A 25,493-nucleotide genomic window follows, 5' to 3' on the forward strand; every position below is an offset into this window, starting at 1 on the left:
GAGTTCAGACCGGCACGGTCAGGTACACGCCCTCGCGGCCGATCACCGGCGCGCGGGTCGGCATGAAGATCGTGCAGCCGTCGCAGGGCGAGCGGATCTCGCGCCCGGCCTGCACCGCGATCAGTGCGTCCTTGTCGAAGGTCTCGAAACCGAGCACGGGCCGCACGAAGGCGAAGTCGTCCGAGGTCACCATGTGGACCTCGAGCAGCCGGAAGCGGCGTGCGGACACCGCCACGCGCGGCACCGGATCGATGAGCCCGAGGTGCGCCAGAAAGCGCAGCGACACGTCGGTGGCCAGGTCGGCGGCCGACTGCGCGAAGTGCTGGCCGCATTCGACCACCACCGCACCGCCATCGATGCCCGGCTCGCCGTGGCGGCCGTACGCCGTGACGCCCGTGCCGGGCGCGGCGCCGACAGGCATCACGAGGTGCACCGGCGGACCGCCCACAGCCTGCGCCAGACCTGCATTGCGCTCGAACTCCGGGTAGACCCAGAAAGGCTGCACGGGCGCGCGCGTGGAATGGATGTCCAGCACGTAGTCGGCCGCGTCGAGCACCGGCCGCAGTTCGCGCGCACGGCGCAGTTCGGGGCTGTGCTCGGTGCCGTCGAGCAGCGCGGGCGTCCAGATGCGGTTCAGGTTGTGCACCAGCTGGCGGTTTTCGTAGGGCCGTTCGATGTCGAAGGCCTCGTAGGCCTCGACGTTCGCGAAGCTCACGGTAAGCGTGCCGATCTTCGGGCGCACGCCGCTGTCGAGCAGGTGCGTGGCCGCGACCATGCCGCAGATCTCGTTGCCATGCGTGAGTGCGTTGATGAGCACGTGCGGGCCGGGCTTGCCCGACGCGAAGCGGTGCACGTAGTCGATGCCGGTGTTGCCTTGCCGGTAGGCCGAGAGGTCGCGTGGCAGCACCTCCAAAGGTGCGGTGTCCGGTGCGAAAGCCTGCAGTGTCTGCGTCATGAAACCAGCCGCCCGCTCACTCGCCGCGGATGCCGGCGCGCTTGACCATCTCGCCGTACAGCGCGAGCCGCTCCGACATCATGGCCGTGAACTGCGCGGGCGACTGCGCCTCGGGCGCGAGCGAACCACGCGCCACCAGCCCCTCGACCATCGCCGGCTGCTCGGCCACCGAGCGCACGGCCTTGTGCAGTGCGGCGATGACTTCAGGCGGCGTCTTCGCGGGCGCGGCCAGGCCGATCCACGACGTGGTGTTCAGCACCGGGTAGCCCAGTTCGGTGAAGGTCGGCACGTCGGGCAGCGCCGCGACACGCGTGGGCGAGGCCACGGCCAGTGCGCGCAACTTGCCGGCCTGGATGTGCGGCAGGAAGGGCGCGAGGTTGTCCAGGCCGAACTGCACTTCGTTCGAGATCAGCGCGGTCACCAGCGGGCCGCCGCCGCGGTAGGGCACGTGCGTGGCGTTGAGCTGCAGCTGCGACTTCATCAGCTCGACGTTGAGCTGGCCCATGCTGCCCGGCCCGGCGCTGCAGAAGTTGAGCTCGCCCGGGCGCGACTTCACCAGCGCCACGAACTCCTTGAAGGTCTTGGCGGGCACGGCCGGGTTCACCAGCAGCACGTTGATGGAGCGCGCAAGCTGGCTGATCGACAGGAAATCCTTGATCGGGTCGTAGCCCGGGTTGGCCTGCGTGAGCGGGTTGGCCAGGTGCGAGCTCTGCGACGACACCACGAGCGTGTAGCCGTCGGGCTTGGCACGCGCCACCTGCGCGCTGGCGATGGAGCCGCCGGCGCCGGCGCGGTTGTCGATGACCACCGGCGTGCCCAGCGCCTTCGACAGCGGCTCGGCGTACAGCCGGGCGATCAGGTCGACCGAGCCGCCGGCCGGGAACGGCACCACCAGCGTGACCGGGCGGGCCGGAAAGGCCTGGGCGCGCGCGGACAGGGGCAGCAGCGCCGCCGTCAGGCCGGCGCCGAGGATCTCGCGCCGACGGAGGGCGGGCACAGCGGGGGTGGTGGAACGCATGGCAAGGTCTTTCTGCAGGGGACGGCGGGCGGGCAGAGGTTCGGCCCGGATTTGTGCATTCATTTTTGCAAGGAGACTCTATTTTTGCAATACTCGTTGCAAACATGAGGTTTCTCCGATGCCGCACGCAGACACCCCCGCCGCCCCCAGCCTGAACCAGCGCATCTCGGGCTACGGCAAGAAGCTCACCAAGAGCGAGCGACGCCTCATCGAGGAGCTGCAGGCGCACCACCCGCAGGGGCTGCTCGAATCTGCAACGAGCCTTGCAAGAAAGGTGGGCACCAGCGCCTCGACCGTGGTGCGGCTGCTCGCCAAGCTGGGCTACACGAGCTACGCGCAGGCGCAGATGGAAGCGCGTGCCGAAGTCACCGCCCTGCTCGCTTCGCCCGCCACGCGCGCCGACGCGGTCATCGGCGACGACACCTCGGTGCGCAGCTGCCTCGACAACGCGCTGCTGCACGACCAGCACAACCTCGCCGCCACCTTCGCGGCGCTCGACGTGGTCGCGTTCGAGGCCGCGGTGAAGCTGCTCACGCAGCGCAGGGTGCGCGTGCATGTGCTCGGCCAGCGGCACGGCGTGCCGCTGGCCAGCCACCTGGCGCTGCACCTGAACCTGTGCCTGCCCGATGTGCGGCTGCTGGGCGGCGCGGGCCCGCTGCCGCTCGAAGACCAACTGCTGCGCATCGACGAACACGACCTGCTGCTCACGCCCACCTTCCGCCGCCATTCGCTCGCCATCGCGCGCACGGCCGCGTACTTTCGCGCACGGGGCGCGAAGGTCGTCATGGTCACCGACAGCCCCACGGCGCCCGCCGCGGCTTCGGCCGATCATTTGCTGCTGGTGCGCACCTCCAGCGCGTCGCCGTTCGATTCGTACACGGCGGCGTTGTCGGTCTGCAATGCGTTGATCACCGCGGTGGCGCAACGCCGCAAGAAAGAGCTGGCCGTCGCGTTCGAACGCGGCGCACCGCTGTGGGAGCCGCAGTGGAACGACGCGGCGCCCCGGTCCTTCTGAACGTCAGGCCGCCGGGGTCTCGAGCTTCAACAGCCGCACTGCGTTGTCCTTGAGGATGCCGGGCATCACCTCGGGCTTGAAGCCGGCCGCCTCGAAGTCGCGCATCCAGCGGTCGGGCGTGATCAGCGGGTAGTCGCTGCCGAACAGGATGCGGTCCTTCAGCAGCGTGTTGGCGTACTGCACCAGCTGCTTCGGAAAGTACTTGGGGCTCCAGCCCGACAGGTCGATCCACACGTTGGGCTTGTGCGTGGCCACGCTCAGCGCCTCGTCCTGCCAGGGAAAGCTGGGGTGGGCCATGACGATCTGCATGTCGGGGAAGTCGATGGCCACGTCGTCCAGGTGCATCGGATTGCTGTATTCGAGCCGCAGGCCGCCGCCGCAGCGCATGCCCGAGCCGATGCCGCTGTGCCCGGTGTGGAAGATGGCCGGCAGCTTGTACTCGGCAATCACCTCGTAGATCGGCCAGGCCATGCGGTCGTAGGGATGAAAGCCCTGCACCGTCGGGTGGAACTTGAAGCCCTTCACGCCGTGTTCCTCGATGAGCCGGCGCGCCTCGCGCGCGCCCATCTTTCCCTTGTGCGGATCGATGCTGCCGAAGGCAATCATGATGTCGCTGTTCTGCGCCGCGGCCTCGGCGATCTCTTCGTTCGGGATGCGCCGGCGGCCCATGTTCGACTCCGCGTCGACCATGAACATCACCAGCCCGATTTTTCTTTCACGGTAGTACGCCACGCTCTCGGCGATGGTGGGGCGCCCGCTCGAGCCGAAGTACTTGTCGGCGGCGCGGTCGTATTCCTCGCCGTAGTTGTCGAAAGGGTTCCAGCAGCTCACTTCGGCGTGGGTGTGGATGTCGATCGCAATCAGGTTCCGTGGGTCCATGTCGTTGTCTCCGGTTCGGGTAAATCCCTAGGATTCGGGAGGCTCCAATGCCTTGAATTGATTATTTCTCATAACCATAATCCAACGCAACCCCGGACACCCTCATGACCCATCCAGACCTCCACCTCGACATCCGCGACGACGTCGCCATCGTTCGTCTCACGCGCGGCGCCAAACGCAACGCGCTGTCCGACGGCCTGATCCTCGCGCTGCGCAACACCTTCGAGACGCTGCCCGCCACCGTGCGCGCGGCCGTGCTCGACGGCGAGGGCCCGCATTTCTGCGCCGGCCTGGACCTGAGCGAACTCAAGGAGCGCGACGCCGGCCAGGGCATGCAGCACTCGCGCCTGTGGCACAGCGCGCTCGACCTGATCCAGCACGGCCCGGTGCCGGTGGTGGCCGCGCTGCACGGCGCGGTGGTCGGCGGCGGGCTCGAGCTGGCCACCGCCTGCCACATCCGCGTGGCCGACCGCTCCACCTTCTACGCCCTGCCCGAAGGCTCGCGCGGCATCTTCGTGGGCGGCGGCGGCTCGGTGCGCATCCCCAAGCTGATCGGCGTGGCGCGCATGACCGACATGATGATGACCGGCCGCGTCTACAACGCCGAAGACGGCGAGCGCGCCAACTTCGCGCAGTACCTGGTCGACGAAGGCACCGCCTTCGACAAGGCCTTCGAGCTTGCGAAGCGCATCGCCACCAATGCGCCGCTCACCAACTACGCGCTGATGCACGCGCTGCCGCGCATCGCCGAGCAATCGGCCGACCACGGCTTCTTCACCGAGGCGCTGATGTCGGGCATCGTCCAGGCCGCGCCCGAAGCCAAGGAACGCGTGCGCGATTTCCTCGAAGGCCGCGGCGCGAAGGTGAGCAAGGGATGACCGCCGTCCGCTACCGCCCGCTGGCCTTCGGCGTGACGCGCGCGCTGCTGCGCGACGGCGCGCCGGGCACGCGCTACCTCACGGCCGAGACGCCGCTGCAGGCCTACCGCGAACGCATGACCGACCGGCTCGCGCACTGGGCGCAGGTGGCGCCCGAGCGCACCTTCATCGCGCGCCGCGAACGCCTGGCCGACGGCCGCACCGGCGACTGGCTGCGCGTGAGCTATGCGCAGGCGCTGGAAGAAGCGCGCGGTATCGGACAAGCCCTGCTCGACCGCGGCCTGAACGCCGAGCGCCCGGTCGCGATCCTCAGCGAGAACGGCATCGAGCACGCGCTGCTCGCGCTGGGCTGCCTCTACTCCGGCGTGCCCTACTGCCCGGTGTCGCCGCCCTATTCGATCGTGAGCCAGGACTTCGACAAGCTGCGCCACGTGTTCGACACGCTCACACCCGGCCTGGTGTTCGCGTCTGACGCCGCGCGCTTCGCCCGTGCCATCGAAGCCACCGTGCCCGCCGACACCGAGGTCGTGCTCGCCGAAGGCACGCTCGCGGGCCGCGCCACCACGCGTTTCGACGTGCTCGCCGCCACGCCGGCCACGCCCGCCATCGACGCGGCAATGCAGGCCACCGGCCCCGACACCATCACCAAGTTTCTCTTCACCTCGGGCTCGACCAAGATGCCCAAGGCGGTGATCAACACGCACCGCATGTGGTGCGCCAACCAGCAGCAGCTGCGCCAGTCGATTCCCGCTTTGGGCGACGAGCCGCCGGTGCTGGTCGACTGGCTGCCCTGGAACCACACCTTCGGCGGCAACCACAACGTGGGCATCGTGCTGGACAACGGCGGCACGCTGTACATCGACGACGGCAAGCCCACGCCCGCCGGCATGGCCGAGACGCTGCGCAACCTGCGCGAGATCGCGCCCACCATCTACTTCAACGTGCCCACCGGCTTCGAGGCGATCGCGAACGCGATGGAAAGCGACGCCGTGCTGCGCCGCAACCTGCTGTCGCGCGTGAAGATGTTCTTCTACTCGGGCGCCGCGCTCGCGCAGCCCGTGTGGGACAGCCTGCACCGCACGCAGGAAGCGGAAGTCGGCGAGCGCATCGTCATGGGCACCGGCCTGGGCATGACCGAGTCGGGCCCCTTCGCGCTGTACGTGACCGGCCCCGACGTGAAGTCGGGCGACGTGGGCCTGCCCGCGGCCGGCATCGAGCTCAAGCTGATCGAGGTCGACGGCAAGACCGAGGTGCGCTACCGCGGCCCCAACATCACGCCCGGCTACTGGCGCGCGCCCGTGGCCACGGCCGAGGCCTTCGACGAGGAAGGCTTCTTCTCGACCGGCGATGCGGTGAAGTGGATCGCCGACGACGACATCCACCGCGGCCTGCGCTTCGACGGCCGCATCGCCGAAGACTTCAAGCTCGCCACCGGCACCTTCGTGAGCGTGGGCCCGCTGCGCGCGAAGATCATCGCGGCCGGCTCGCCCTACGTGCAGGACGCGGTGCTCACCGGCATCAACCTGAAGGAAGTCGGCGCGCTGATCTTCCCGACGCAGAAGGTGCGGCAACTCGCCGGCCTGAACGCCGACGCGACGATGCAGCAGGTGCTCGAAAGCGCGCCCGTGCAGGCGCACTTCCAGCAGGTGGCCAACGACCTGGCCGCCATGGGCACCGGCAGCGCCAACCGCATCGCGCGGCTGCACCTGATGGCCGAGCCGCCGTCGATCGACAAGGGCGAAGTGACCGACAAGGGCTCCATCAACCAGCGCGCCGTGCTCAAGCACCGCGCCGCGCTGGCCGAGGCGCTGCACGCCGACACGCTGCCTTTCACGCTCAAGCCCCGCTAACCCCGTTCAGGAGACACATCCCATGAAAATCGAAGGACAAGCCGCACTCGTCACCGGCGGCGCCTCGGGCCTCGGCGAGGCCACCGCGCGCGAACTCGCGCGCCTGGGCGCCAAGGTCGCCGTGCTCGACCGCAACGCCGCATTGGCCGAAAAGGTGGCGGCCGACATCGGCGGCGTCGCCTGCGTCTGCGACATCACCGACACCGACAGCGTGAACGCCGCACTCGACAAGGCAGCTGCCGCACACGGCCCCGCGCGCATCCTGATGAACGTGGCCGGCATCGGCAGTGCCAAGCGCATCGTCGGCAAGGACGGCAACCCGGCCCCGCTCGAAGACTTCGTGCGCGTCGTCAACATCAACCTGATCGGCGGCTACAACATGGCGCGCCTCTTTGCCGCACGCTGCGCGAAGCTCGATGCGCTCGACAACGGCGAGAAGGGCGTGATGCTCTTCACCGCCTCGGTCGCGGCCTTCGACGGCCAGGTGGGCCAGCAGGCCTACAGCGCATCGAAGGGCGGCCTCGTCGGCATGACGCTGCCGATGGCGCGCGACCTCGCGCAGCACGCCATCCGCGTGTGCACCGTGGCGCCCGGTCTCTTTGCCACGCCGCTGCTGCTGGAGCTGCCCGAAGCCGTGCAGCACTCGCTGGCCGCGTCGATTCCGTTCCCGCCGCGCCTGGGCAAGCCTTCGGAATTTGCCGAGCTGGCCTGCCACGTCGTCACCAACGGCCATCTCAACGGCGAAGTGATTCGCCTCGACGGCGCCCTCCGAATGGCGCCGCGCTGATCCCAGCCCCCCGCAGACAACCAGGAGACAACACCATGACCACTCGACGCCAACTCATGACGGCGCTCGGCGGCACCGCCGCGCTCGCCGCATTGCATCCCCTTGCCGCACTCGCCCAGGCGGTGCAGCAGCAGGTGAAGATCTATTACGGCTTTCCCGCTGGCAGCGCGGGCGACAGCGTGGCCCGCCGCGTGGCGGACAAGCTGGGCAACACGCCCTTCACCGCCACCAACCCGGTGGTCGAGAACAAGCCCGGCGCGGGCGGGCGCATCGCGCTCGACACGCTGAAGACCTCGCCGGCCGACGGCTCGGTGCTGTGTCTCGCGCAGGCCTCGGCGCTGTCGATCTACCCGCACATCTACACCAAGCTCAGCTACGCCATTCCCGACTTCGCGCCCATCTCCATCGGCGCCGTGATGACGCACGGTCTGGCCGTCGGCCCGATGGTGCCGGCCAGCGTGAAGACGCTGAAGGACTACATCGCCTGGGCCAAGGCCAACCCCGGCCAGGCCAGCTACGGCTCGCCGGGCGCGGGCTCCACGCCGCACTTCCTGGGCGCGCTGCTGGGCCTGAGCACCGGCGCCGACCTGCGCCACGTGCCCTACCGCGGCTCGCTGCCCGGCATCAACGACGTGGTGGGCGGCCAGATCGCCTCGTGCCTGACGCCCGCCGGCGACTGCCTGCCGTTCGCCAAGGCCGGCAAGCTGCGCGTGCTCGCCACCTCGGGTGCGCAGCGCCCGGCCTACCTGCCCGACGTGCCCACCTTCACCGAGCAGGGCTTCCCGGAAATCGTCGCCGACGAGTGGTTCGGTTTCTTCGCACCGGCCAAGGCGCCGGCCGCGACCATCGCTGTCGCAAGCACCGCGATCCAGGCCGCGCTGAAGGACAAGGCCGTGGCCGATGGTCTGCTGTCGGTCGGCCTGATCGCGCACGGCTCCTCGCCCGAGGAGATGAAGAAGTCGCTGCAGTCCGAGTACGAGCGCTGGGGTCCGCTGGTCAAGAAGATCGGTTTCACCGCCGAGTCCTGAACCCGATGCACTACCAGCCCCGCCCCGAAGACGTCCGCTTTCTCTTGAACGCGGTGCTCGATGCGCCTACGCGCCTGCGCGCACTCGCGCCCTTCTCGGAGGTCGACGAGGCGCTGCAGTCGCAGGTGCTCGAGGAAACCGGCCGTTTCGTCGGCGAGGTCGTCGCACCGATCAATCGCGAGGGCGATGAAGTCGGCTGCCGCTTCGACAACGGCGAAGTCGTCACGCCCCCGGGCTTTCGTGCGGCCTACCAGGCCTTCGTGGACGGTGGCTGGCCCGCGCTATCGGCCGCGACCGAAGACGGCGGCCAGGGCCTGCCGGCGGTGCTCGAAGCCATCCTCTACGAATGGCTCAGCGCCGCGAACCACGGCTTCACGATGGCGCCGGGGCTGCTGCACGGCGCGTACGCCTGCCTCAAGCACCACGGCAGCGAGGAACTGAAAAGCCGCTATCTGCAGAAGATCGCGACCGGCGAATGGCTCGCGACCATGTGCCTCACCGAAGCGCATGCCGGCAGCGACCTCGGCCAGGTGCGCACGCGCGCCACGGCGCAGGCCGACGGCAGCGTGCGCGTGAACGGCAGCAAGATTTTCATTTCAGGCGGCGAGCACGATCTCACGCCGAACATCGTGCACCTCGTACTGTGCCGTTTGCCCGACGCACCGGCCGGACCCAAGGGCCTGTCGCTCGCACTCGTGCCGAAGCTGCTGCCTGACGGTGCGCGCAACGCGGTGCACTGCGAGCGCATCGAGGAAAAGATGGGCCTGCACGGTAGCCCGACCTGCACGATGCGTTTCGACGACGCCACCGGCTGGCTGGTCGGCGAGCCCGGGCGCGGGCTGGCCGCGATGTTCGTGATGATGAACGCGGCACGCCTGCACGTGGCGCTGCAGGGCATCGGCCTGCTCGATGCCGCGTGGCAGAAGGCCGACGCCTATGCGGCCGAGCGCCGCCAGATGCGCGCACCCGGCGCCGTGCCCGCGAGCCGCGGCAGCGAGGCGGCCGACCTGATCGCCGAGCATCCGGCCGTGCGCCGCATCCTCGACACCCAGCGCGCCTGGATCGACGGCTCGCGCACCCTCGCCTACCGCAGCGCGCTGATGCTCGACATCGCCACGCACGACGCCGACGCCAAGGCGCGCGAGCGCGCGCAGCGCTGGTGCTCGCTCGTCACGCCGGTGCTCAAGGCCGCCTGTACGCACCAGGCCTTCCACGGCGCGAGCGAATGCCTGCAGGTGTTCGGCGGCCACGGCTACGTGCGCGAGTGGGGCGTCGAGCAGGTGGTGCGCGACGCGCGCGTGACCATGATCTACGAGGGCACCAACGAGATCCAGGCCATCGACCTGCTGGTGCGCAAGGTGCTGCCCGACGGCGGCGCGGCCCTGTCGGCCGTGCTGCTCGAGTTGCGCGACACGCTCGACGCCTCGCGCGAGGCCGATGCCGACGTGCAGCGCCGGCTGGCGCAACTGCGTTACCTCGGCACCACGGTGGCGATGGCGGCGCACGCCAACCCCGTGCTGCCCTGCGAGGTGGCCGACGACTTCCTGCGCGTGGTGATGCTTACGCTGATGGCGTGGGCCTGGGCCCGTATCGAAGTCGCCGCACCCGATGACACCGCCGATGCGGATCGCGTGCGCGCCGCGGCGGCCTTCCGGCGCTGGGTGTTGCCCGAATTCGAGATGCGGCTGGGCATCGTCAAGCGGGCTTGTGAGGGTGTCGCACTGGCGCATTCCGCACAAGAGGCTTCGCGCTAGTTGTTCGAGAAAGCAACGCGCGGTTACGCTCGCCGCATGCCTCCTTCTCCCGCGAAAAAAACGTCCGCCAGGACCGACACTGCCGCCGCGCCGTCCCCCCGGTCGGATCGGCTCGACGCCCGCGTGCTCGAAGGACTGGTCGGCTACAACGCCCGCCGCGCCTGGCTGATCGTGAGCACCGTGTTCGCCGATCGCATGGCGCCCTACGGCCTCAAGCAGATCGACTTCTCGGTGCTCTCACTGCTGGCGCACAACCCGGGCGCCACCTCGCGGCAGCTGTGCAACACGCTGGACATCCTGCCGCCCAACCTCGTGAGCCTGGTGGCCGCGCTGGACAGCCGCGGCCTCATCGAACGCCGGCCGCATCCGCACGACGGCCGCGCCGTCGGCCTGCACCTCACGCCGACCGGCGAGACGCTCATTTGCGAAGCCGAGCAGGCCGTGGTGCAGCTCGAAACCGAAGCCAGCAGCCGCCTCAGCGCGCGCGAGCGCGAGACGCTGATCAAGCTGCTGCAGAAGATCTATCTCTGAGAACTGAGCGCGGCGCCGCTGCGGTTACAGGCCGCGTTCCACCATGTCGATCAGGCGCTGTCCGAGCGCATGCGTGGCCGTCGCGTCCACCCCGCGCAGCGGGCCGTCGATGATGAGCAGTGCCAGCCCGTGCACCGCCGACCACGCGAGGTATTCGGCGCCCGGACGCCGCGCCGGGTCGAGCAAGCCCGCGTCCACCAGCCGGTCGACGGCCGCGCCCAGCAACTCGAACGGGTTCATGCCGCTGGCGCCCGCGCCGTCGGGACCGACGTCGCCCTGCGCGTCTTCCGACACCACGAAGGCCGTGCGAAACAGCCCCGGCTGCGCCTGCGCAAAACGCAGATAAGCGGTGCCGATGGCGCGCACCTGGGCGCGTGCGAAGTCGGCGGGCGGCTGATCGCAGGGCAACACGGCGAGCTCACTTTCCATCGCCTTGGCCGCCTCCGACAGCGCCGCGGCGCGCACCGCCAGCAGCAGGTCGTGCCGGCTCGCGAAGTGGCGGTAGGCCGCATTCGGCACCACGCCCACGCGGCGCGTGGCCTCGCGCAACACCACGGCACTGGGGCCGCCGTCCCGCGCCAGTTCGATGCCGGCATCCAGCAGCGCGCGGCGCAAGTCGCCGTGGCGGTAGGTGCTGCGCGCGGGCGGCAGGCTTTCGGGAACGTTGTTGAGCTTCATCGCGACTCCATGTGGACACTGTCCATTATCTCTGCTATTCTTTGTGGACGGTGTACACAAAGTAATTCCATTGTTTTCGCCCAGACCCGTTGTGCCCGTAACCCATCCAAAAGGAAACGCCATGAAAGTCCAGTCTTACCTGTCCTTCGAAGGTCGTTGCGACGAAGCGATTGCCTTCTACAAAAAGGCGCTCGGCGCCGAAGTCGTGCAGCTCATGCGCTACAGCGAGGCGCCGGCCGGCGGCGGCCCCGAGGGCAACTCCGAAGCCGGTTGCGCCGGCGGCATGCCCAGCCCTGACAAAGTGATGCATTCGGTCTTGCGCGTCGGCCAAACCGAACTCATGCTGTCCGACGGCAGCTGCTCGGGCCACGCGGAGTTCAAGGGAATCATGCTGTCGCTGTCAGCCAGCAACGACGCCGACGTCCGCAAGTGGTTCGACGCGCTGGCCGACGGCGGCCAGGTGATCCAGCCGCTGACGCCGACCTTCTTCACGACCAGCTTCGGCATGCTCAGCGACCGCTTCGGCGTGGGCTGGCTGCTGGTGGCAGACCCGGCCGTTGCGTGACGCGCGAGCCTGCTTTTTTTGTTGACTCACCCTCTCACATCCAAGGAACTCTCATGTCCCCCATCAACGCTTACCTCACGTTCGACGGCAACGCCGCCGAGGCCATGCGCTTCTACGAGAAGACGCTGCGCGGCACGATGCAGATGATGATGACCGTCGGCGAAGCGCCCGGCACCGAGCAGATGCCGGCCGACGCCAAGAAGCGGATCATGCATGCGTCGCTGGCCTACGGCGAGGGCCTGCTCATGGCCTCCGACAGCATGCCCGGCCAGTCCTATGAAGGCATGAAGGGCTTCGGCGTGGCGCTCACGCTCGACACCGTGGCCGAGGCGCGGCGCGTCTTCGACGCCTTCGCCGACGGCGGCAAGGTCGGCATGCCCTTCGAGAAGACCTTCTGGGTCGAAGGCTTCGGCATGGTGACCGACCGCTTCGGCACGCCGTGGCTCATCAACGGCGGCAAGGCGCTGGTCTGAGCGGAGCCGCCCCCTCTCCTACTTTCATTTCTTCGCAGGAAGCACCTTCCATGACCGAACCCCTCGACAACCGAAAGCGCTGGCTCGCCCTGATGGTGCTGTGCCTGGGCGTGCTGATGATCGTGCTGGACACCACGATCGTGAACGTGGCGCTGCCTTCGATCCGCACCGACCTCGGTTTTTCCGAGACGTCATTGGTCTGGGTGGTGAACGCCTACATGCTGACCTTCGGCGGCTTCCTGCTGCTGGGCGGTCGGCTGGGCGACCTGTACGGCCACCGCCGCGTGTTCCTCGCGGGCCTGGTGCTGTTCACGCTAGCTTCGCTCGCTTGCGGGGTCTCGACCTCGCAGGGCCTGCTGGTGGCGGCGCGCGCGGTGCAGGGCCTGGGCGGCGCGGTGGTGTCGGCCGTGGCGCTCTCGCTGATCATGAACCTGTTCACCGAGCCGGCCGACCGCGCCAAGGCAATGGGCGTGTACGGCTTCGTGTGCGCAGGCGGCGGCAGCATCGGCGTGCTGCTGGGCGGCCTGCTCACGAGCACGCTGAGCTGGCACTGGATCTTCCTGGTCAACCTGCCGATCGGCGTGGCGGTGTATGCGCTGTGCGTGGCGCTGCTGCCGAACGCGCGCGGCCATGCGCATGGAGAAAAGCTCGACGTGGCCGGTGCCATCACCGTCACCGCGTCGCTGATGCTCGCGGTGTACGGCGTGGTCAACGGCAACGAGGCGGGCTGGGGCTCCACGCAAACAATCAGTTTGCTCGGCGCGGCCGTGGTGCTGCTGGCGGCTTTCATCGCCATCGAGTCGCGCGTGAAGCATCCGCTGATGCCGCTGGGCCTGTTCAAGCTGCGCAGCGTGTCGGTGGCCAACGTGGTGGGCGTGCTGTGGGCCGCGGCCATGTTCGCGTGGTTCTTCATCTCGGCGCTGTACATGCAGCTGGTGCTGCAGTACACGCCGATGCAGATCGGGCTGGCCTTCCTGCCGGCCAACGTGATCATGGCGGTGTTCTCGCTCGGCCTGTCGGCCAAGATCGTGATGCGCTTCGGCATCCGCAAGCCGCTGGCGGCCGGGCTCTGGCTCGCGGCCATCGGCCTGGCGCTGTTTGCGCGCGCACCGGTCAACGGCAGCTTCGTGCTCGACGTGCTGCCCGGCATGGTGCTGCTCGGCCTGGGCGCGGGCATGGCCTTCAACCCGGTGCTGCTGGCGGCCATGAGCGAGGTCGACCCGTCCGACTCGGGCCTGGCCTCGGGCGTGGTCAACACCGCCTTCATGATGGGCGGCGCCCTGGGCCTGGCCGTGCTGGCCAGCGCCGCGGCGGCACGCACCACCGCCATGGCGACCGCGGGCGCGGCGATGCCGCTGGCGCTCAACGGTGGCTACAACCTGGCATTCCTTGTCGGCGCCGTGTTCGCGGCGGCGGCGGGTCTGATCGGGGTCCTGTTGCTTCGCCCGGCCTCGCCGGGACACACCCACAACAACAACAACAACGAAGCAGCGTCGGCCTCGGGCGCGGCGGGCAAGACGGCGTCGTCGTGACGACGGCGCCATGCAGCCCCCGCTTTTTCTTTTTCAACGTTTCTACCCCTTGTTCAGGAGATCACTCATGGCTCGCTATGTAGACGGATTCATCGTTGCCATTCCCACCAAGAACGTCGAGGCCTACCGCAAGCTGGCACGCAAGGCCGGCAAGGTCTGGATGGAGTACGGCGCGCTCGAGTACGTGGAGTGCATCGCCGACGACGTGAAGCCCGGCAAGCTCACGTCGTTCCCGCAAAGCGTGAAGCTCAAGGCCGACGAGACCGTGGCCTTCTCGTGGATCACCTACAAGTCGCGCAAGCAACGTGACGCGATCAACGCCAAGGTCATGGCCGACCCGCGCCTGGAGGCCATGATGGACATGAAGAACCTGCCGTTCGACGGCAAACGCATGATCTTCGGCGGCTTCAAGTCGATCGTGGAACTTTGATGCTTTCTCAGGCCAGAAAGCCGTCGTAGACGAGCTTGAGGCCTGTCAAAAGCATGCCCAGATACACGAAGCGATAGAACCACGTCGCATCGATGCGGCGTGCAATGCGGATGCCGATCCACACGCCCAGCGGTGCGATCGGCATCAGCACGAGCGAGGTGGCCATCGTGCGAAAGTCGAGCAGACCGAGCCACGCGTAGGGAACCCACTTGCTGAGATTCACCACGAAGAAGAAGTAGGCCATCGTCGCCGTGAACACCACGGGCTTGAGCCGCAGCGGGATCACGTAGGCATTGATCGGCGGCCCGCCCGCATGCGCGATGAAGCTGGTGAAGCCCGACACGGCGGTGAGCACCGCGCCCACCGCGCGCGACGGCAGCGGGTCGTTGGGCTTGGGCGGGAACGCCAGGCGCTGCGCGAGAAACACCAGCGTGAACACGCCCACGATGCCCGCCACCGTGTGGGCCGACAGCACGCGAAACAGCAGCGTGCCGATCACCGTACCGACCAGCCCGAACGGAATCAGGAACTTGAGCAGCGAACGGTCGAAGTCGCGCCGGAACGCGGCCAGACCGAGCAGGTCCATGAGCAGCAGCAGCGGCATCAGGATGGCCGCCGCCTGCGGCACGGTGACGGCCAGCGCCATCATCGGCACGGCCAGCGATCCGAATCCGGCGCCGAAGCCGCTCTTGCTGATGCCGAGCAGCAGCACGGCGGGAACGGCGACCGCGTAGAACGACGGGTCGGTGATGACGGGAAAAACCATGGGGAAAGTGCGAGCGCAGAAAAAAGCCCGCCAGGGGCAGGCGGGCCGTCCGGGAGCGTAGCAGGAAGCCCCATTTCCTGCCGACGGCCCGCCCGGAATGGGCCGCGCGGGACAACCCGCTTGACAGCGTTTTCCATATTTATGACATTTATGATAATAAATACCCGAAACGCAGATGCCCCCATCCCAACCCAAGCCCTCGCTCACGCGCGACAAGCGCGTGAAGCGTTCCGACCAGGTGGTCGACAACATCAAGCGCTGGGTCGTCCAGACCCAGCAGCAGGTCGGCAACAAGCTGCCGCAGGAGAAAGAGCTGATCGAGCAGCTCGGCGTGTCGCGCGGCACGGTGCGCGAGGCGCTGGCCGCGCTGCAGGTGCAGGGGCTGGTCGCGATCAGCACCGGCCCCAATGGCGGCGCGACGCTCACGCAGGCCTCGTACGACCAGTGCCTGCAGGCGGTGTCGAACTTCCTGTACTTCCAGCCGGTCGACATCACGATGCTGTACGCGCTGCGGCGCGTGGTCGAGCCTGAGCTGGCCGCCAACGTGGCCACGCGCCTGAGCGAGGCCGATCTGGCCGCGCTCGAGGCGCTGATCGGCCACAGCCACCCGGCGCACGGCGGCAGCGACGACTGGAACGAGCGCCGCGAGGCCGACCTGCTCTTTCACGACCGCCTCACCGAAGCCTGCAGCAGCCCCTTTCTGGCGCTGGTCTGCCGCCTGCTCAACGACGTGATCCGCCGCGTGATCATCGTGCGCAACGCGCTCACGGAGTTCGACCAGTTCGACGAGGAAATGGTGCACAGCCACACCGACCTGCTCGACGCGCTGCGCGCCCGCGACCCCGCGCGTGCGCGCGAGGTCATGCGCGTGCACATGGAACACGCCGAAGCCCTGGCCCTGGAGGCCGAATCCCGCGTCGACCGCGGCAGCCTGCTCATGAAGAAACCGACCGGCTGAGGCCTGCGCGGCGTGGGCTGACCCGCCGCCGCCTTTTTCCCCTGCTCTCTCTTGCCTTCACCCCGGTTGCGCCGGGGTGCGGGATTTCCTTTGCCTGAACTTTCCCTGCAACAGACCATGACCTCATCCCCCGCCCTCTGGCAGCGCAGCGCCGCCCACATCGCCGACGCCGTGCGCCGCCGTGAGGTGTCCTGCCGCGAAGTGACGACCAGCGTGCTCGCGCGCATCGCCGAACTCAACCCGCGCCTCAATGCCCTGGCCGAGGTGCTCGCCGACGAGGCCCTGGCCAGCGCCGACGCCGCCGACCAACGCACCTTGCGCGGTGAAGTGCTCGGCCCGCTGCACGGCGTGCCGGTCAGCATCAAGGTCAACGTGGACCAGGCCGGCCACGCCACCACCAACGGCGTGATCCCGCTGAAGGACCACATCGCCCGCGAAGACGCGCCGGTGGTCGCGCACTGGCGCAGCGCGGGCGCCGTCATCGTGGGGCGCAGCAACACCGCGACCTACTCGTCGCGCTGGTTCACCGACAACGGCGTGCACGGCCGCACGCTGAACCCGTGGGACGCGGCCGTCACGCCCGGCGGCTCCAGCGGCGGTGCGGCATCGGCGGTGGCCAGCGGCATGGGCGCGCTGGCGCACGGCAACGACATCGGCGGCTCGATCCGCTACCCCGCGTACGCCTGCGGCGTGGCCGGTCTGCGCCCAACTGCCGGCCGCGTGCCGGCCTTCAACCCGAGCGCGACGAGCGAGCGCGGCATCACGCCGCAGCTCATGTCGGTGCAGGGGCCGCTGGCGCGCAGCATCGCCGACCTGCGCCTGGGCTACGAAGCCATGGCACGCCCCGACGCGCGCGACCCGAACTGGGTCCCGATGCCGCACGACCTGCCGCGCCCCGCCGGCCCGATCCGCGTGGCGCTGTTCAAGCGCACGCCGGGCATTCCGGTCGACCCGGCCGTCACGCAGGCCCTGGACGATGCCGCGCGCTGGCTGCAGCAGGCGGGCTACGAGGTCGACGAAGCGGAGCTGCCCTTCTTCCACGAGGCCGCGGCCCTGTGGCGCACGCTGACCGTGGACGACAGCCGCCGCAACATCATTGCGGGCGTCGAGCAGCACGGCGACGACATCATGCGGCGCAGCCAGCGCTACATGCTCGAAGGCATGGCCGAGACCGACCGCGACGGTTTTCTCGACGCACTCGCGCGGCGCCAGGCGTTGCTGCGCAGCTGGTCGGTGTTCATGCAGACCCATCCGCTCGTGCTGATGCCCGTGTCGTGGCAGCGCCCCTGCCCGCAGGACGAAGACATCGCGAGCCTCGAACGCGCCCGCGCCCTCATCGACGCCCAGAGCCCGCTGCTCGCGACCGCCGCGCTGGGCATGCCCGGCCTCGCGGTGCCCACCGGCATGGCCGGCGGTGCCCCCATCGGCGTGCAGTTGCTCGCCTGGCGCTTCCGCGAAGACCTGCTGCTGGAGGCCGGCCAGGTGCTCGAAGACGCGGCCCGCTTCACGCCGCTGGTCGCGCAGGCCTGAGCTTTCTTTCGGTTCCCCTACTTATTCCAACCACCCGGAGACTTTCGATGAACCCCTTCTCTTTCCACACCGGCCCGGCGCTCTCACGGCGCGGCCTCATCTGCGCGGCAGCGGCCACGGGCCTGGGCGGCCTGCTGCCGTACGGCGCGAACGCGCAGCCGGCCGTCAACCGCCTCATCGTGCCCTTTCCCCCCGGCGGCCCGGCCGACTTCATGGGCCGGCTGCTGTCAGAAAAGCTCAAGGACGAACTCGGCCGCCCCGTCATGGTCGACAACCGCCCCGGCGCCGGCACGCGCCTGGCCGCCGAGGTGCTGAAGAACGCGCCCGCCGACGGCACCACCATGCTGCTGGCGCCGGTCGACCCGATGTTCATCGGCCCCGCCATCTACGCCAACATGCGCTTCAATCCGGCCACCGACTTCAAGCCCGTGAGCGACGTGAGCGGCATCCAGTTCGGGCTGGCCGTGAGCGCCGCCTCGCCGGTGAAGACGCTGGCCCAGTTCGTCCAGGCCGCCAAGGCGAACCCCGACCAGGGCTCGATCGGCATCACCACCGTGGGCTCGCTGCTGCACTTCCTGGCGATGGACTTCGTGGCCCTGTCGCGCAGCGGCGCCACCCTGGTGCCCTACCGCGGCGGCGCGGCCATGGTCACCGAGCTGATCGGCGGCCAGGTGGCCTCGGGCATGGACGCCACCACCACGCTCACCGAGTACCACCGCGCGGGCAAGCTGCGCGTGCTGGCCGTGGCCGGCGACAAGCGCGCCGACGGCCTGCCCGACGTGCCGACCTTCGCCGAGTCGGGCTACCCGACGCTGGTGGCCTCGTCGCGCTACGTGCTCTACGCCCACGCGAACACGGCCCCCGCCACGCTGGCGCAGTGGAACCGGGCCGTGCGCAAGGTGCTGGCGATGCCCGATGTGCGCGAAAAGCTCGGCCGCGTGGGCTACGACCTGCTGCCCGGCGCGTCGAGCGAAGAGGTCGTGCGCTACACCGACGCGCTGGCCGCACGCTGGCTGCCGGTGATCAAGGCCTCGGGCTACAAGGGCGACTGACGCCGGGCGGCGGCGAACCCAACCGCCAAAAAGTGTGCGTAAACGCACCGACCGGCGGCGACCGGGTCGCCACACTGGCATGGCAACCGCCGCAGTCCGTGGCGGCCTTCCTTTCTTTCCTTTCAAGGATTCGCCATGAACACCCGGGCTGCCCCCATCGCCTCCGCCGCTTCGGCGTCTTCTTCCTCGTCGTCGTTCCTTGCCACGCCCGCTGCCCGCGACGACGCCGGCAAGCTGGTGCTGCGCGTGTCGGTCGGCGTGCTGATGCTGCTGCACGGCATCTTCAAGCTCTCGGCCGGCGTCGGCTTCATCAGCGGCATGCTGGCCAAGGCCGGCCTGCCGGGCGGGCTGGCCTACCTCGTGTTCGTGGGCGAGATCGTCGCGCCGCTGCTGATGATCGCGGGCGTCTGGACGCGCGCCGCGGCTGCCGTGGTCGTCATCAACATGCTCGTGGCCTTCGGCCTCGTGCACATGGCCGACCTGTTCGCGCTGACCAAGCAGGGCGGCTGGGCGCTGGAACTGCAGGGCCTGTACCTGTTCGGCGCGCTGAGCGTGGCGCTGATGGGCGCCGGCCGCCTGAGCGTCGCCGGACCCAACGGCCGCTGGAACTGATCTAGTCGCCGCGCACCTGCGACACCATCTGCGCGAGGCGCTCGGCATCGGCCACCACCAGCGCCTTGGCGTCCTTGCGCAGCACGCCGCTGCGCACCAGCGTGTTGAGCTCGCGGGTCACCTGCTCGCGGTTGGTGCTGATCTGGCTGGCCAGCGCCGCGTGCTTGGGCGCGGGCTCGAGCCGGGCCTCGTTGCCGTCGATGCCCGCCTCGCGCGCCAGGCGCAGCAGCTCGGCATGCAGGCGGTTCTGCACGCCGAGCGTGCTCAGGTCGATCACCCGTTCCGACAGCTGCCGCACCAACGCGGCCAGCCGCTGCATCACGCGCTCGGCCACCAGCGGCTCTTCACGCAGCAACGCCAGGAAGGCCGCGCGGTCCAGGCTGGCGACCACGCAGGGTTCGAGCGTGACCACGTCGGCCGAACGCGGCCCGCCGTCCAAAGCGGCGATGTCGCCGAAATGCGCGCCGGCTTCCGAATCGCGGAAGGTCACCTGCCGGCCGTTGGCTGCGTAGGTCGTCACCCGCACCCGGCCCGACACCAGCAGGAACACCTCGCCCTGCAGGTCGGCGCGCAGCATCAGCGGCTTGCCGGCTGCCACGCTGTGCCACAGGCACTGGCGCGCCAGATGGTCGAAGCGGTCGTCGGACAGGCCTTCGAGCAGCGCGATGCGGCGCAGCGCGAGGCTGGAGCGGGGGGTGGGTTCGGGTAGGGCCATGCCGGTGGTCATTGAGGCGCGCGCATTATGCTCGGGTGCCGCTTCGAACCCGTTCATGGACAGACGTTCCCCACCTCCCGCTTTTTCACTGAGGACGCCGACACGGCGCAACCTTCGCTGGGCGAGCGGGCTGGTGCTGATGGCCTACATCACGGCGCACCTGCTGAACCATTCGCTGGGCATCGTCTCCTTCACCGCGGCCGAGACCGTGCTGCGCGGCGTGCAGAAGTTCTGGCACAGCCTGCCCGGCACGCTGCTGCTGTACGGTGCCGCCGTCACCCACCTCGCGCTCGCCGTGGCCGCGCTGTGGGAGCGCCGCACCCTGCGCATGCCGCCGCTCGAAGCCCTGCGCGTGCTGCTCGGCTTTGCGCTGCCGCTGCTGCTGGCCACCCACCTCACCGCCATGCGCGGCGCCTACCTGGCCTACGGCATCGAGGGCTCGTATGTGCGCGTGGTCTGGGGCCTGTGGGACCTGGCCGGCGCGGGCGCGCAGCTGGGCATGATGCTCGCCGCCTGGGCCCACGGCTGCCTCGGCCTGCACTTCGCGCTGCGCGTGCGTCCGCTCTACCGGCGCCTGTTCGCGCCGCTGCTCGCCATCGCCGTGCTGCTGCCGGTGACCGCCGCGATGGGCTTCGTCTCGATGGGCCGCGAGTTCCAGTGGACCGGCGTGCCGCCCGTCACCTTGCCGACGCCCGAACAGGGCCGCGCGCTCAATGCCGCCGAGACCAACCTCAAGCTCTATTACGCCTTGGCGCTGCTGGCCCTGCTCGCGGCCTACGCAGCGCGCAGCAGGCTTGCCCGACGCGCCAGCGGTGCCACCGTCGCGCTGCGCTACCCCGACCGCACCGTGCACGTACCGCCCGGGTGGAGCGTGCTCGAAGCCAGCCGCTCGCACGGCATCGCCCACGTGTCGATCTGCGGCGGGCGCGCGCGCTGCTCCACCTGCCGCGTGCGTGTGAGCGGCGCGCCCGAACACATCGGCACACCGGGCCGCGACGAGCAGCGCACGCTCGAACGCGTGCGCGCGCCGCACGACGTGCGGCTGGCCTGCCAGCTGCGCCCGCGCGGCAGCATCGAGGTGACGCCGCTGTTCGCACCGCTGCCGCGCGAAGGCCGGCCCGCGCCGGTCGGACGCTTCGGGCACGAGCGCGACGTGGCCATCTTGTTTGTCGACCTGCGGCGCTGGTCGGGCCTCTCGGAACGGCAATGGCCCTTCGACCTCGCCTACGTGCTCGACCGCTACTTCGCCATCGTGGGTGCCGCCGTGCGCGAGAGCGGCGGCGTGCCCAACCAGTTCATCGGCGACAGCGTGATGGCCATCTTCGGCCTCGAATGCGACCTGCCCACCGCCTGCCGGCAGGCACTGCGCGCCACCCAACTCATCGGCGAGCGCATGGAGGCATGGAACGTCGACTTCCAGGCCCAGTTCGGCCAGCAGCTGGACTTCGGCATGGGCCTGCACGCCGGGCGCGCGGCCGTGGGCGAGGTCGGCTACCTCGAGACCACCACCTTCACCGCCATCGGCGAAGTGGTCAACACCGCGAGCCGCCTGCAGGACCATTCCAAGACCGCCTCGGCGCGGCTCGTGGTCTCGCAGTTCGCGGCGCAACAGGCCGGCGCCGAAGACGCGCTGGGGCCGGTCGACACGCTGGACGTGCGCGGACGCTCCGAGCCGTTGGCCGTGATGTATTCGCGCGCTGCAAAAACGCCCTGAGCGTCATCACCTGCCGGATTCGGTGCGCAAACGCACAGCGCCTTCCGCGATGCGGTTTCACACTGCAGCCTGTGGCAACGACGACTGTCCGCCGCCCACAGACTCAAAGGGAAAAAGCATCATGAACAGCAAGCAACTCCTCGCCATTTCCGCCGCCGCTTTCGCCCTGCTGGGCACCGTCGGTGCGGCCCACGCCGAAACGTATGAAGGCGTGCACGCCATCACCTCGGCCGCCAGCCGTGCCGACGTGCGCACCGAAGCCGTCGCCTCTGCGCGCAACGGCAACGAATACTCGGACGCCGCTGCCGAAGGCACCGTCGCCGTGACCTCCACCGTCGACCGTCAGGCCGTGCGCGCCGAAGCCGTTGCCACCGCACGCAGCGGCAACATCTACTCGGACGCCGCCGACGTGAAGCGGACTGCCGTGAGCGTCACGCGTCAGGCCGGCCTGTAATCACGATGCCACCTGCACCAGCGCCGCGCGTGGGCCTGCAGCTTCTTCGGTGATCGTGAAGCGCACCGGCAGGAAGCGCTCGATCACCTCGCAGTTCGTGCGCGTGTGCGGCGTCACTTCGCTGCAGGTGAACGCGCCCGACTGCCCCGGTTGCCGGAACACCGCGAGCGCCAGCAGCAGCGCGAGCTGATCGGCCAGGTGCGGCCCCACGGCCGCGTCCTCGTGCTTCTGGAACGCGCGCACCTCTTTCACGAGGCCGTGCGCCACCTGCTCCGCGCTCAGCGTCTTCTCGCCGAAGGCCGTGAACACCTCGGTGAGGTGCGCGTAGGCCAGCGTCACCAGCAGCGCATTGCCCGGGCCCTCGTTCTGGCGCGTCGGCACCGTGCGCAGCTGCTCGGCCTGCGCCGACCAGCCCATCGCCGCCCCCACCGTCTCGAGTTCGCGCGCCGCCACATGGCGCGGCAGGCCGGGCGCCAGGCACTCGGCATGGCCCGCGCGCAGCTCACCACGCGACAGCAGGTCGAAGGCCTGCAGCCGCGCGCCTTCCGCCGCCGGCACGATCGTCGCGTCCACCTCGCCGCCGCCGGCCGGATAGAAGCCGCAGCGGCGCAGCACCAGCTGCAGGTCGCCGCCGAGGCGACGCACCAGCGGCGCGAACGCGCGCTCCAGAAAGTGGAACGGCGGCGCCATCGGGTTGTGCGTGCCACCGCTCAGCCGCAGCCGGCTCACCTGGCCCGCGGGTTGCAGCAGCAGCGGCGGCAGCACGGTCTGCAGCACCAGCATGCAGCTGCCCGCGCCGGCGATCGCAAAGCGGTAATCGCCCGCGCGCACCAGTCCCGGCACGAAGCGCAGCGACTGCGAGCCCAGCTCGGCGCCGTCGACCTGCGCGCCACTGATCTCCGCGGCCGCATGCACGCACGCCAGGTGCTGGCGCATCAGGCCCGGCTTGGCGCGGCCCGCGCGGATCTTCGCGATGGTGAGCGGCCGGCCCGTGACCATCGACAGCGCGAGGCCGGTGCGCAGGATCTGGCCGCCGCCTTCGCCTTGGGAGCCGTCGAGTTCGACGGCATCGAGTGCTCGTTGTTCTTCTTGTGCTTCCGTCATCGGGACACGTCTTTCTTTCTTGTTCAGTCGTTTGTCGTTGTTCTTGTTCGCGGCGTTCCGAGCCGGCATGCGCGACAGCGCACCGCCGTGCTGTGGATGCTGCCGAGCGCCACCTCGTACCACCACTTCTGCTGCTTGGCCGTCCACACCTCCTGCGCGCCGCAATCGCGGCAGGTGAACGCCTTGTCGACGTAGAAGGTGGGCAGCGGGCCGTAGGTGTTGTTGTGCGCGGCCAGCAGGGCCGTGTCGGCAGCGACCATGCCTTCGGCGCGCAGCAGGCGTGCATCGGCCTGGCGCTGCTGCAGTGCCACGGCGCGCGCGGCGCGTTCGAGGCGATGTGCCTTGATCTCGGCACGCCGTTGCTTGTTGCTTTTCATTTTTCTCTGAACCTCCGTCATACGTCGCTACGAAGGCAGGTCGGTCTTCCGATCCCCTCCTATAGCTCTTCCACTGTCACGATACCTTCGCCCGCAGCGAGTTGAACGATGCTGCCCAACACCTGTCGCGCAAAGTTGGTGTTCGCAAGCAGGCAGACCACAAAGCCATCGGCGTCGATGCTGACCACGGCTTGCGCCCATTCCGAAGGCGTCGACGGCGGCGCCGGATAGAAATCCGCACGCTCGCCCTCGACGTTCAGATGACCACCGATGCCCGCCTTCCTGCAGATGCCTTGCGCGACTTCGCGCGACGGCAATGCGACCTTGACGCGGTACTCGATACCCATGGTCAGCCCTTCACGCAGACCACCTGCTTGAGCGTGTAAACCACCTCCACCAGGTCCTTCTGCGCATCCATCACCGCGTCGATGTCCTTGTAGGCCATCGGGATCTCGTCGATCACGTCGGCGTCCTTGCGGCATTCGACGCCTTCGGTCGCGGCGATCTGGTCGGCGACGGTGAAGAGCTTCTTGGCCTTCGTTCGGCTCATCTTTCGGCCCGCGCCGTGGCTGCAGCTCATGAAACTCTCTGGGTTGCCCTTGCCGCGCACGATGTAGCTCTTGGCGCCCATGCTGCCGGGGATGATCCCCAGCTCGCCGAGCTTGGCGCTCACCGCGCCCTTGCGGGTCACGAGCACGTCTTGCCCGAAGTGCGTCTCGCGGCTCACGTAGTTGTGGTGGCAGTTCACCGCTTCCACGTGCGCCTCGAAAGGCTTGGTGATGACCTTGCGCGCGGCCGCGACCACGCGCTGCATCATCACTTCGCGGTTCGCCCGTGCGAACTTCTGGGCCCAGCCCACCGCGCGCACGTAGTCGCCGAAGTACTGGGCGCCTTCCTCGAAGTACGCCAGGTCCTGATCGGGCAGGTTGCGCTGGTGCAGTTCGGCATCCTTCTTCGCGAGTTCGATGAAGTGCGTACCGATGGCATTGCCCACGCCACGCGAACCCGAGTGCAGCATGAACCACACGGCGCCCGCTTCATCGAGGCACACCTCGATGAAGTGGTTGCCGGTACCCAGCGTTCCCAGGTGCTTGTGGTTGTTCGTGTTCTTGATGCGCGGGTAGTCCTCGCAGATCAGGTCGAACTCATCCACCAGCTTCGCCCAGGCGGCGTCGGTTTCGTCGGGCGGCGTTTCCCACGACCCCTTGTCGCGGCCCATGCGCTTGGGATTGCTTCCGTGCGGCACGGCCTTCTCGATCGCCGAACGCAGCGGGCCCAGGTTGTCGGGCAGGTCGCGCGCGTTGAGCGTCGTCTTGCAGGCCATCATTCCGCAGCCGATGTCCACGCCGACGGCGGCGGGGATGATGGCCTTGAAGGTCGGGATCACCGAGCCCACGGTCGCACCGATGCCGTAGTGCACGTCGGGCATGGCCGCGATGTGCTTGAACACGATGGGCAGGCGCGCAGCGTTCTCGAGCTGCTTCTGCGCCTCGTCTTCCACGGGCACGCCGTTGGTCCACATCTTCACGGGGACGCCGTTGGCGACTTCATGTACTTTGTAGTTCGTCATTTTTCTTTTCTCTCTCTTTGTCTGTCTATTCTTCACAACCTGTTGGTGGACACGGCGGGATTCGAACCCGCATCAATACGGCGACCATGGTGTTTGAGTCCGATGGCCCAGTCGACGATTGGAAACGCGCGCCAGTGACAGACCCGTCATCGGAGCCAGCACCTGCATCCTCAACCTTGCTCGTCAACCGACTTGCCCGCCGTACCTGGTCTTACCCAGGCTGCCGGCAATTTCAAACATTTTTGGCAGTGGCGCTCCCTTCTGTGCC

27 protein-coding genes are annotated in these 25,493 nt (G+C 68.9%); 17 read left to right on the forward strand and 10 right to left on the reverse strand.

Annotated elements, in window-relative coordinates; genetic code table 11:
• Window positions 1-4 precede the first annotated feature (4 nt).
• Window positions 5-955, reverse strand: coding sequence for a succinylglutamate desuccinylase/aspartoacylase family protein (locus IG196_RS25715; protein WP_192193574.1), 951 nt, complete (start codon window positions 953-955; stop codon window positions 5-7).
• Between the two features lie 16 nt (window positions 956-971).
• Window positions 972-1,973, reverse strand: coding sequence for a Bug family tripartite tricarboxylate transporter substrate binding protein (locus IG196_RS25720; RefSeq protein WP_192193575.1), 1,002 nt, complete (start codon window positions 1,971-1,973; stop codon window positions 972-974).
• A 118-nt stretch (window positions 1,974-2,091) separates the two neighbouring features.
• On the opposite strand from IG196_RS25720, the gene IG196_RS25725 reads away from it, so the two are divergent.
• Window positions 2,092-2,988, forward strand: a complete 897-nt coding sequence (locus tag IG196_RS25725) for a MurR/RpiR family transcriptional regulator (RefSeq protein ID WP_192193576.1) — start codon at window positions 2,092-2,094, stop codon at window positions 2,986-2,988.
• 3 nt (window positions 2,989-2,991) lie between these two features.
• Here the strand turns inward: IG196_RS25725 and IG196_RS25730 are convergent, their stop codons facing one another.
• Window positions 2,992-3,867, reverse strand: a complete 876-nt coding sequence (locus IG196_RS25730; protein WP_192193577.1) for an amidohydrolase family protein — start codon at window positions 3,865-3,867, stop codon at window positions 2,992-2,994.
• Window positions 3,868-3,971: 104 nt separating this feature from the next.
• Here IG196_RS25730 and IG196_RS25735 point away from each other — a divergent pair, with 104 nt between their 5' ends.
• Genes IG196_RS25735 through IG196_RS25760 form a run of 6 tightly spaced genes read left to right on the forward strand, consistent with a single transcriptional unit; the run spans window position 3,972 to window position 10,695 of the window.
• The gene (locus IG196_RS25735; protein WP_099792730.1) at window positions 3,972-4,745 is read left to right on the forward strand and encodes a crotonase/enoyl-CoA hydratase family protein; all 774 of its coding nucleotides are present in this window, start codon (window positions 3,972-3,974) and stop codon (window positions 4,743-4,745) included.
• A complete protein-coding gene (locus IG196_RS25740; RefSeq protein WP_192193578.1) occupies window positions 4,742-6,595 on the forward strand; it encodes a feruloyl-CoA synthase in 1,854 nt (617 codons plus the stop codon). Before IG196_RS25735 ends, IG196_RS25740 begins: the two co-directional genes overlap by 4 nt.
• 22 nt (window positions 6,596-6,617) lie before the next feature.
• The gene (locus IG196_RS25745; RefSeq protein WP_192193579.1) at window positions 6,618-7,382 is read left to right on the forward strand and encodes an SDR family NAD(P)-dependent oxidoreductase; all 765 of its coding nucleotides are present in this window, start codon (window positions 6,618-6,620) and stop codon (window positions 7,380-7,382) included.
• 35 nt (window positions 7,383-7,417) lie between these two features.
• Window positions 7,418-8,410, forward strand: a complete 993-nt coding sequence (locus tag IG196_RS25750; RefSeq protein WP_192193580.1) for a Bug family tripartite tricarboxylate transporter substrate binding protein — start codon at window positions 7,418-7,420, stop codon at window positions 8,408-8,410.
• A gap of 5 nt (window positions 8,411-8,415) precedes the next feature.
• Window positions 8,416-10,164 (forward strand): acyl-CoA dehydrogenase family protein, encoded by a 1,749-nt coding sequence (locus IG196_RS25755; RefSeq protein ID WP_192193581.1) that lies wholly within the window; start codon window positions 8,416-8,418, stop codon window positions 10,162-10,164.
• A 36-nt stretch (window positions 10,165-10,200) separates the two neighbouring features.
• Window positions 10,201-10,695: a MarR family winged helix-turn-helix transcriptional regulator gene (locus IG196_RS25760; protein WP_192193582.1), complete on the forward strand. Its 495-nt coding sequence runs from the start codon at window positions 10,201-10,203 to the stop codon at window positions 10,693-10,695.
• A 24-nt stretch (window positions 10,696-10,719) separates the two neighbouring features.
• Here IG196_RS25760 and IG196_RS25765 read toward each other — a convergent pair whose 3' ends face one another.
• Window positions 10,720-11,373: a TetR/AcrR family transcriptional regulator gene (locus IG196_RS25765; RefSeq protein WP_070061950.1), complete on the reverse strand. Its 654-nt coding sequence runs from the start codon at window positions 11,371-11,373 to the stop codon at window positions 10,720-10,722.
• Window positions 11,374-11,494: 121 nt separating this feature from the next.
• Here IG196_RS25765 and IG196_RS25770 point away from each other — a divergent pair, with 121 nt between their 5' ends.
• The 4 genes from IG196_RS25770 to IG196_RS25785 all read left to right on the forward strand — a co-directional run bounded on the left by IG196_RS25770 (window position 11,495) and on the right by IG196_RS25785 (window position 14,373).
• Window positions 11,495-11,938: a VOC family protein gene (locus tag IG196_RS25770; protein ID WP_192193583.1), complete on the forward strand. Its 444-nt coding sequence runs from the start codon at window positions 11,495-11,497 to the stop codon at window positions 11,936-11,938.
• Window positions 11,939-11,991: 53 nt separating this feature from the next.
• Window positions 11,992-12,411 carry a VOC family protein gene (locus tag IG196_RS25775; protein ID WP_192193584.1) on the forward strand — a complete coding sequence of 140 codons (420 nt, stop codon included), beginning with the start codon at window positions 11,992-11,994 and terminating at the stop codon, window positions 12,409-12,411.
• Window positions 12,412-12,461: 50 nt separating this feature from the next.
• Entirely contained in the window at window positions 12,462-13,943 is a 1,482-nt protein-coding gene (locus IG196_RS25780) for a DHA2 family efflux MFS transporter permease subunit (RefSeq protein ID WP_192193585.1), read from the forward strand.
• Window positions 13,944-14,010: 67 nt separating this feature from the next.
• On the forward strand, window positions 14,011-14,373 hold the full coding sequence (locus tag IG196_RS25785; protein ID WP_192193586.1) for a DUF1428 domain-containing protein: 363 nt from the start codon (window positions 14,011-14,013) through the stop codon (window positions 14,371-14,373).
• Between the two features lie 7 nt (window positions 14,374-14,380).
• On the opposite strand, the gene IG196_RS25790 is transcribed toward IG196_RS25785, so the two are convergent.
• Window positions 14,381-15,139, reverse strand: coding sequence for a sulfite exporter TauE/SafE family protein (locus IG196_RS25790; RefSeq protein WP_192193587.1), 759 nt, complete (start codon window positions 15,137-15,139; stop codon window positions 14,381-14,383).
• Window positions 15,140-15,314: 175 nt separating this feature from the next.
• On the opposite strand from IG196_RS25790, the gene IG196_RS25795 reads away from it, so the two are divergent.
• The 4 genes from IG196_RS25795 to IG196_RS25810 all read left to right on the forward strand — a co-directional run bounded on the left by IG196_RS25795 (window position 15,315) and on the right by IG196_RS25810 (window position 19,291).
• Window positions 15,315-16,097, forward strand: a complete 783-nt coding sequence (locus IG196_RS25795) for a FadR/GntR family transcriptional regulator (RefSeq protein WP_192193588.1) — start codon at window positions 15,315-15,317, stop codon at window positions 16,095-16,097.
• Window positions 16,098-16,214: 117 nt separating this feature from the next.
• Window positions 16,215-17,627 (forward strand): amidase family protein, encoded by a 1,413-nt coding sequence (locus IG196_RS25800; protein WP_192193589.1) that lies wholly within the window; start codon window positions 16,215-16,217, stop codon window positions 17,625-17,627.
• Window positions 17,628-17,674: 47 nt separating this feature from the next.
• On the forward strand, window positions 17,675-18,679 hold the full coding sequence (locus IG196_RS25805) for a Bug family tripartite tricarboxylate transporter substrate binding protein (protein WP_192193590.1): 1,005 nt from the start codon (window positions 17,675-17,677) through the stop codon (window positions 18,677-18,679).
• 135 nt (window positions 18,680-18,814) lie between these two features.
• The gene (locus tag IG196_RS25810) at window positions 18,815-19,291 is read left to right on the forward strand and encodes a DoxX family protein (protein ID WP_192193591.1); all 477 of its coding nucleotides are present in this window, start codon (window positions 18,815-18,817) and stop codon (window positions 19,289-19,291) included.
• Window position 19,292: 1 nt separating this feature from the next.
• On the opposite strand, the gene IG196_RS25815 is transcribed toward IG196_RS25810, so the two are convergent.
• Window positions 19,293-20,006, reverse strand: a complete 714-nt coding sequence (locus IG196_RS25815) for a Crp/Fnr family transcriptional regulator (RefSeq protein WP_225616796.1) — start codon at window positions 20,004-20,006, stop codon at window positions 19,293-19,295.
• Between the two features lie 55 nt (window positions 20,007-20,061).
• On the opposite strand from IG196_RS25815, the gene IG196_RS25820 reads away from it, so the two are divergent.
• Both IG196_RS25820 and IG196_RS25825 read left to right on the forward strand, forming a co-directional pair.
• Entirely contained in the window at window positions 20,062-21,720 is a 1,659-nt protein-coding gene (locus IG196_RS25820; protein ID WP_192193593.1) for an adenylate/guanylate cyclase domain-containing protein, read from the forward strand.
• A 121-nt stretch (window positions 21,721-21,841) separates the two neighbouring features.
• A complete protein-coding gene (locus IG196_RS25825) occupies window positions 21,842-22,174 on the forward strand; it encodes an alpha/beta hydrolase (RefSeq protein WP_192193594.1) in 333 nt (110 codons plus the stop codon).
• Here the strand turns inward: IG196_RS25825 and rtcA are convergent, their stop codons facing one another.
• From rtcA to IG196_RS25845, 4 genes are read right to left on the reverse strand one after another with little or no spacing between them, the layout of a single operon-like run.
• Complete coding sequence (gene rtcA / locus IG196_RS25830) at window positions 22,175-23,278, reverse strand: RNA 3'-terminal phosphate cyclase (protein ID WP_192193595.1); 1,104 nt, start codon at window positions 23,276-23,278, stop codon at window positions 22,175-22,177.
• 23 nt (window positions 23,279-23,301) lie between these two features.
• Entirely contained in the window at window positions 23,302-23,655 is a 354-nt protein-coding gene (locus tag IG196_RS25835) for a zinc-ribbon domain-containing protein (protein ID WP_062479873.1), read from the reverse strand.
• 59 nt (window positions 23,656-23,714) lie between these two features.
• Window positions 23,715-24,002, reverse strand: coding sequence for a hypothetical protein (locus IG196_RS25840; RefSeq protein WP_192193596.1), 288 nt, complete (start codon window positions 24,000-24,002; stop codon window positions 23,715-23,717).
• 2 nt (window positions 24,003-24,004) lie between these two features.
• Entirely contained in the window at window positions 24,005-25,225 is a 1,221-nt protein-coding gene (locus IG196_RS25845; protein ID WP_101488696.1) for an RtcB family protein, read from the reverse strand.
• Window positions 25,226-25,493: the final 268 nt, after the last annotated feature.

Source organism: Variovorax sp. 38R, assembly GCF_014843395.1.
In the GTDB taxonomy this organism is placed as follows: domain Bacteria; phylum Pseudomonadota; class Gammaproteobacteria; order Burkholderiales; family Burkholderiaceae_C; genus Variovorax; species Variovorax paradoxus_H.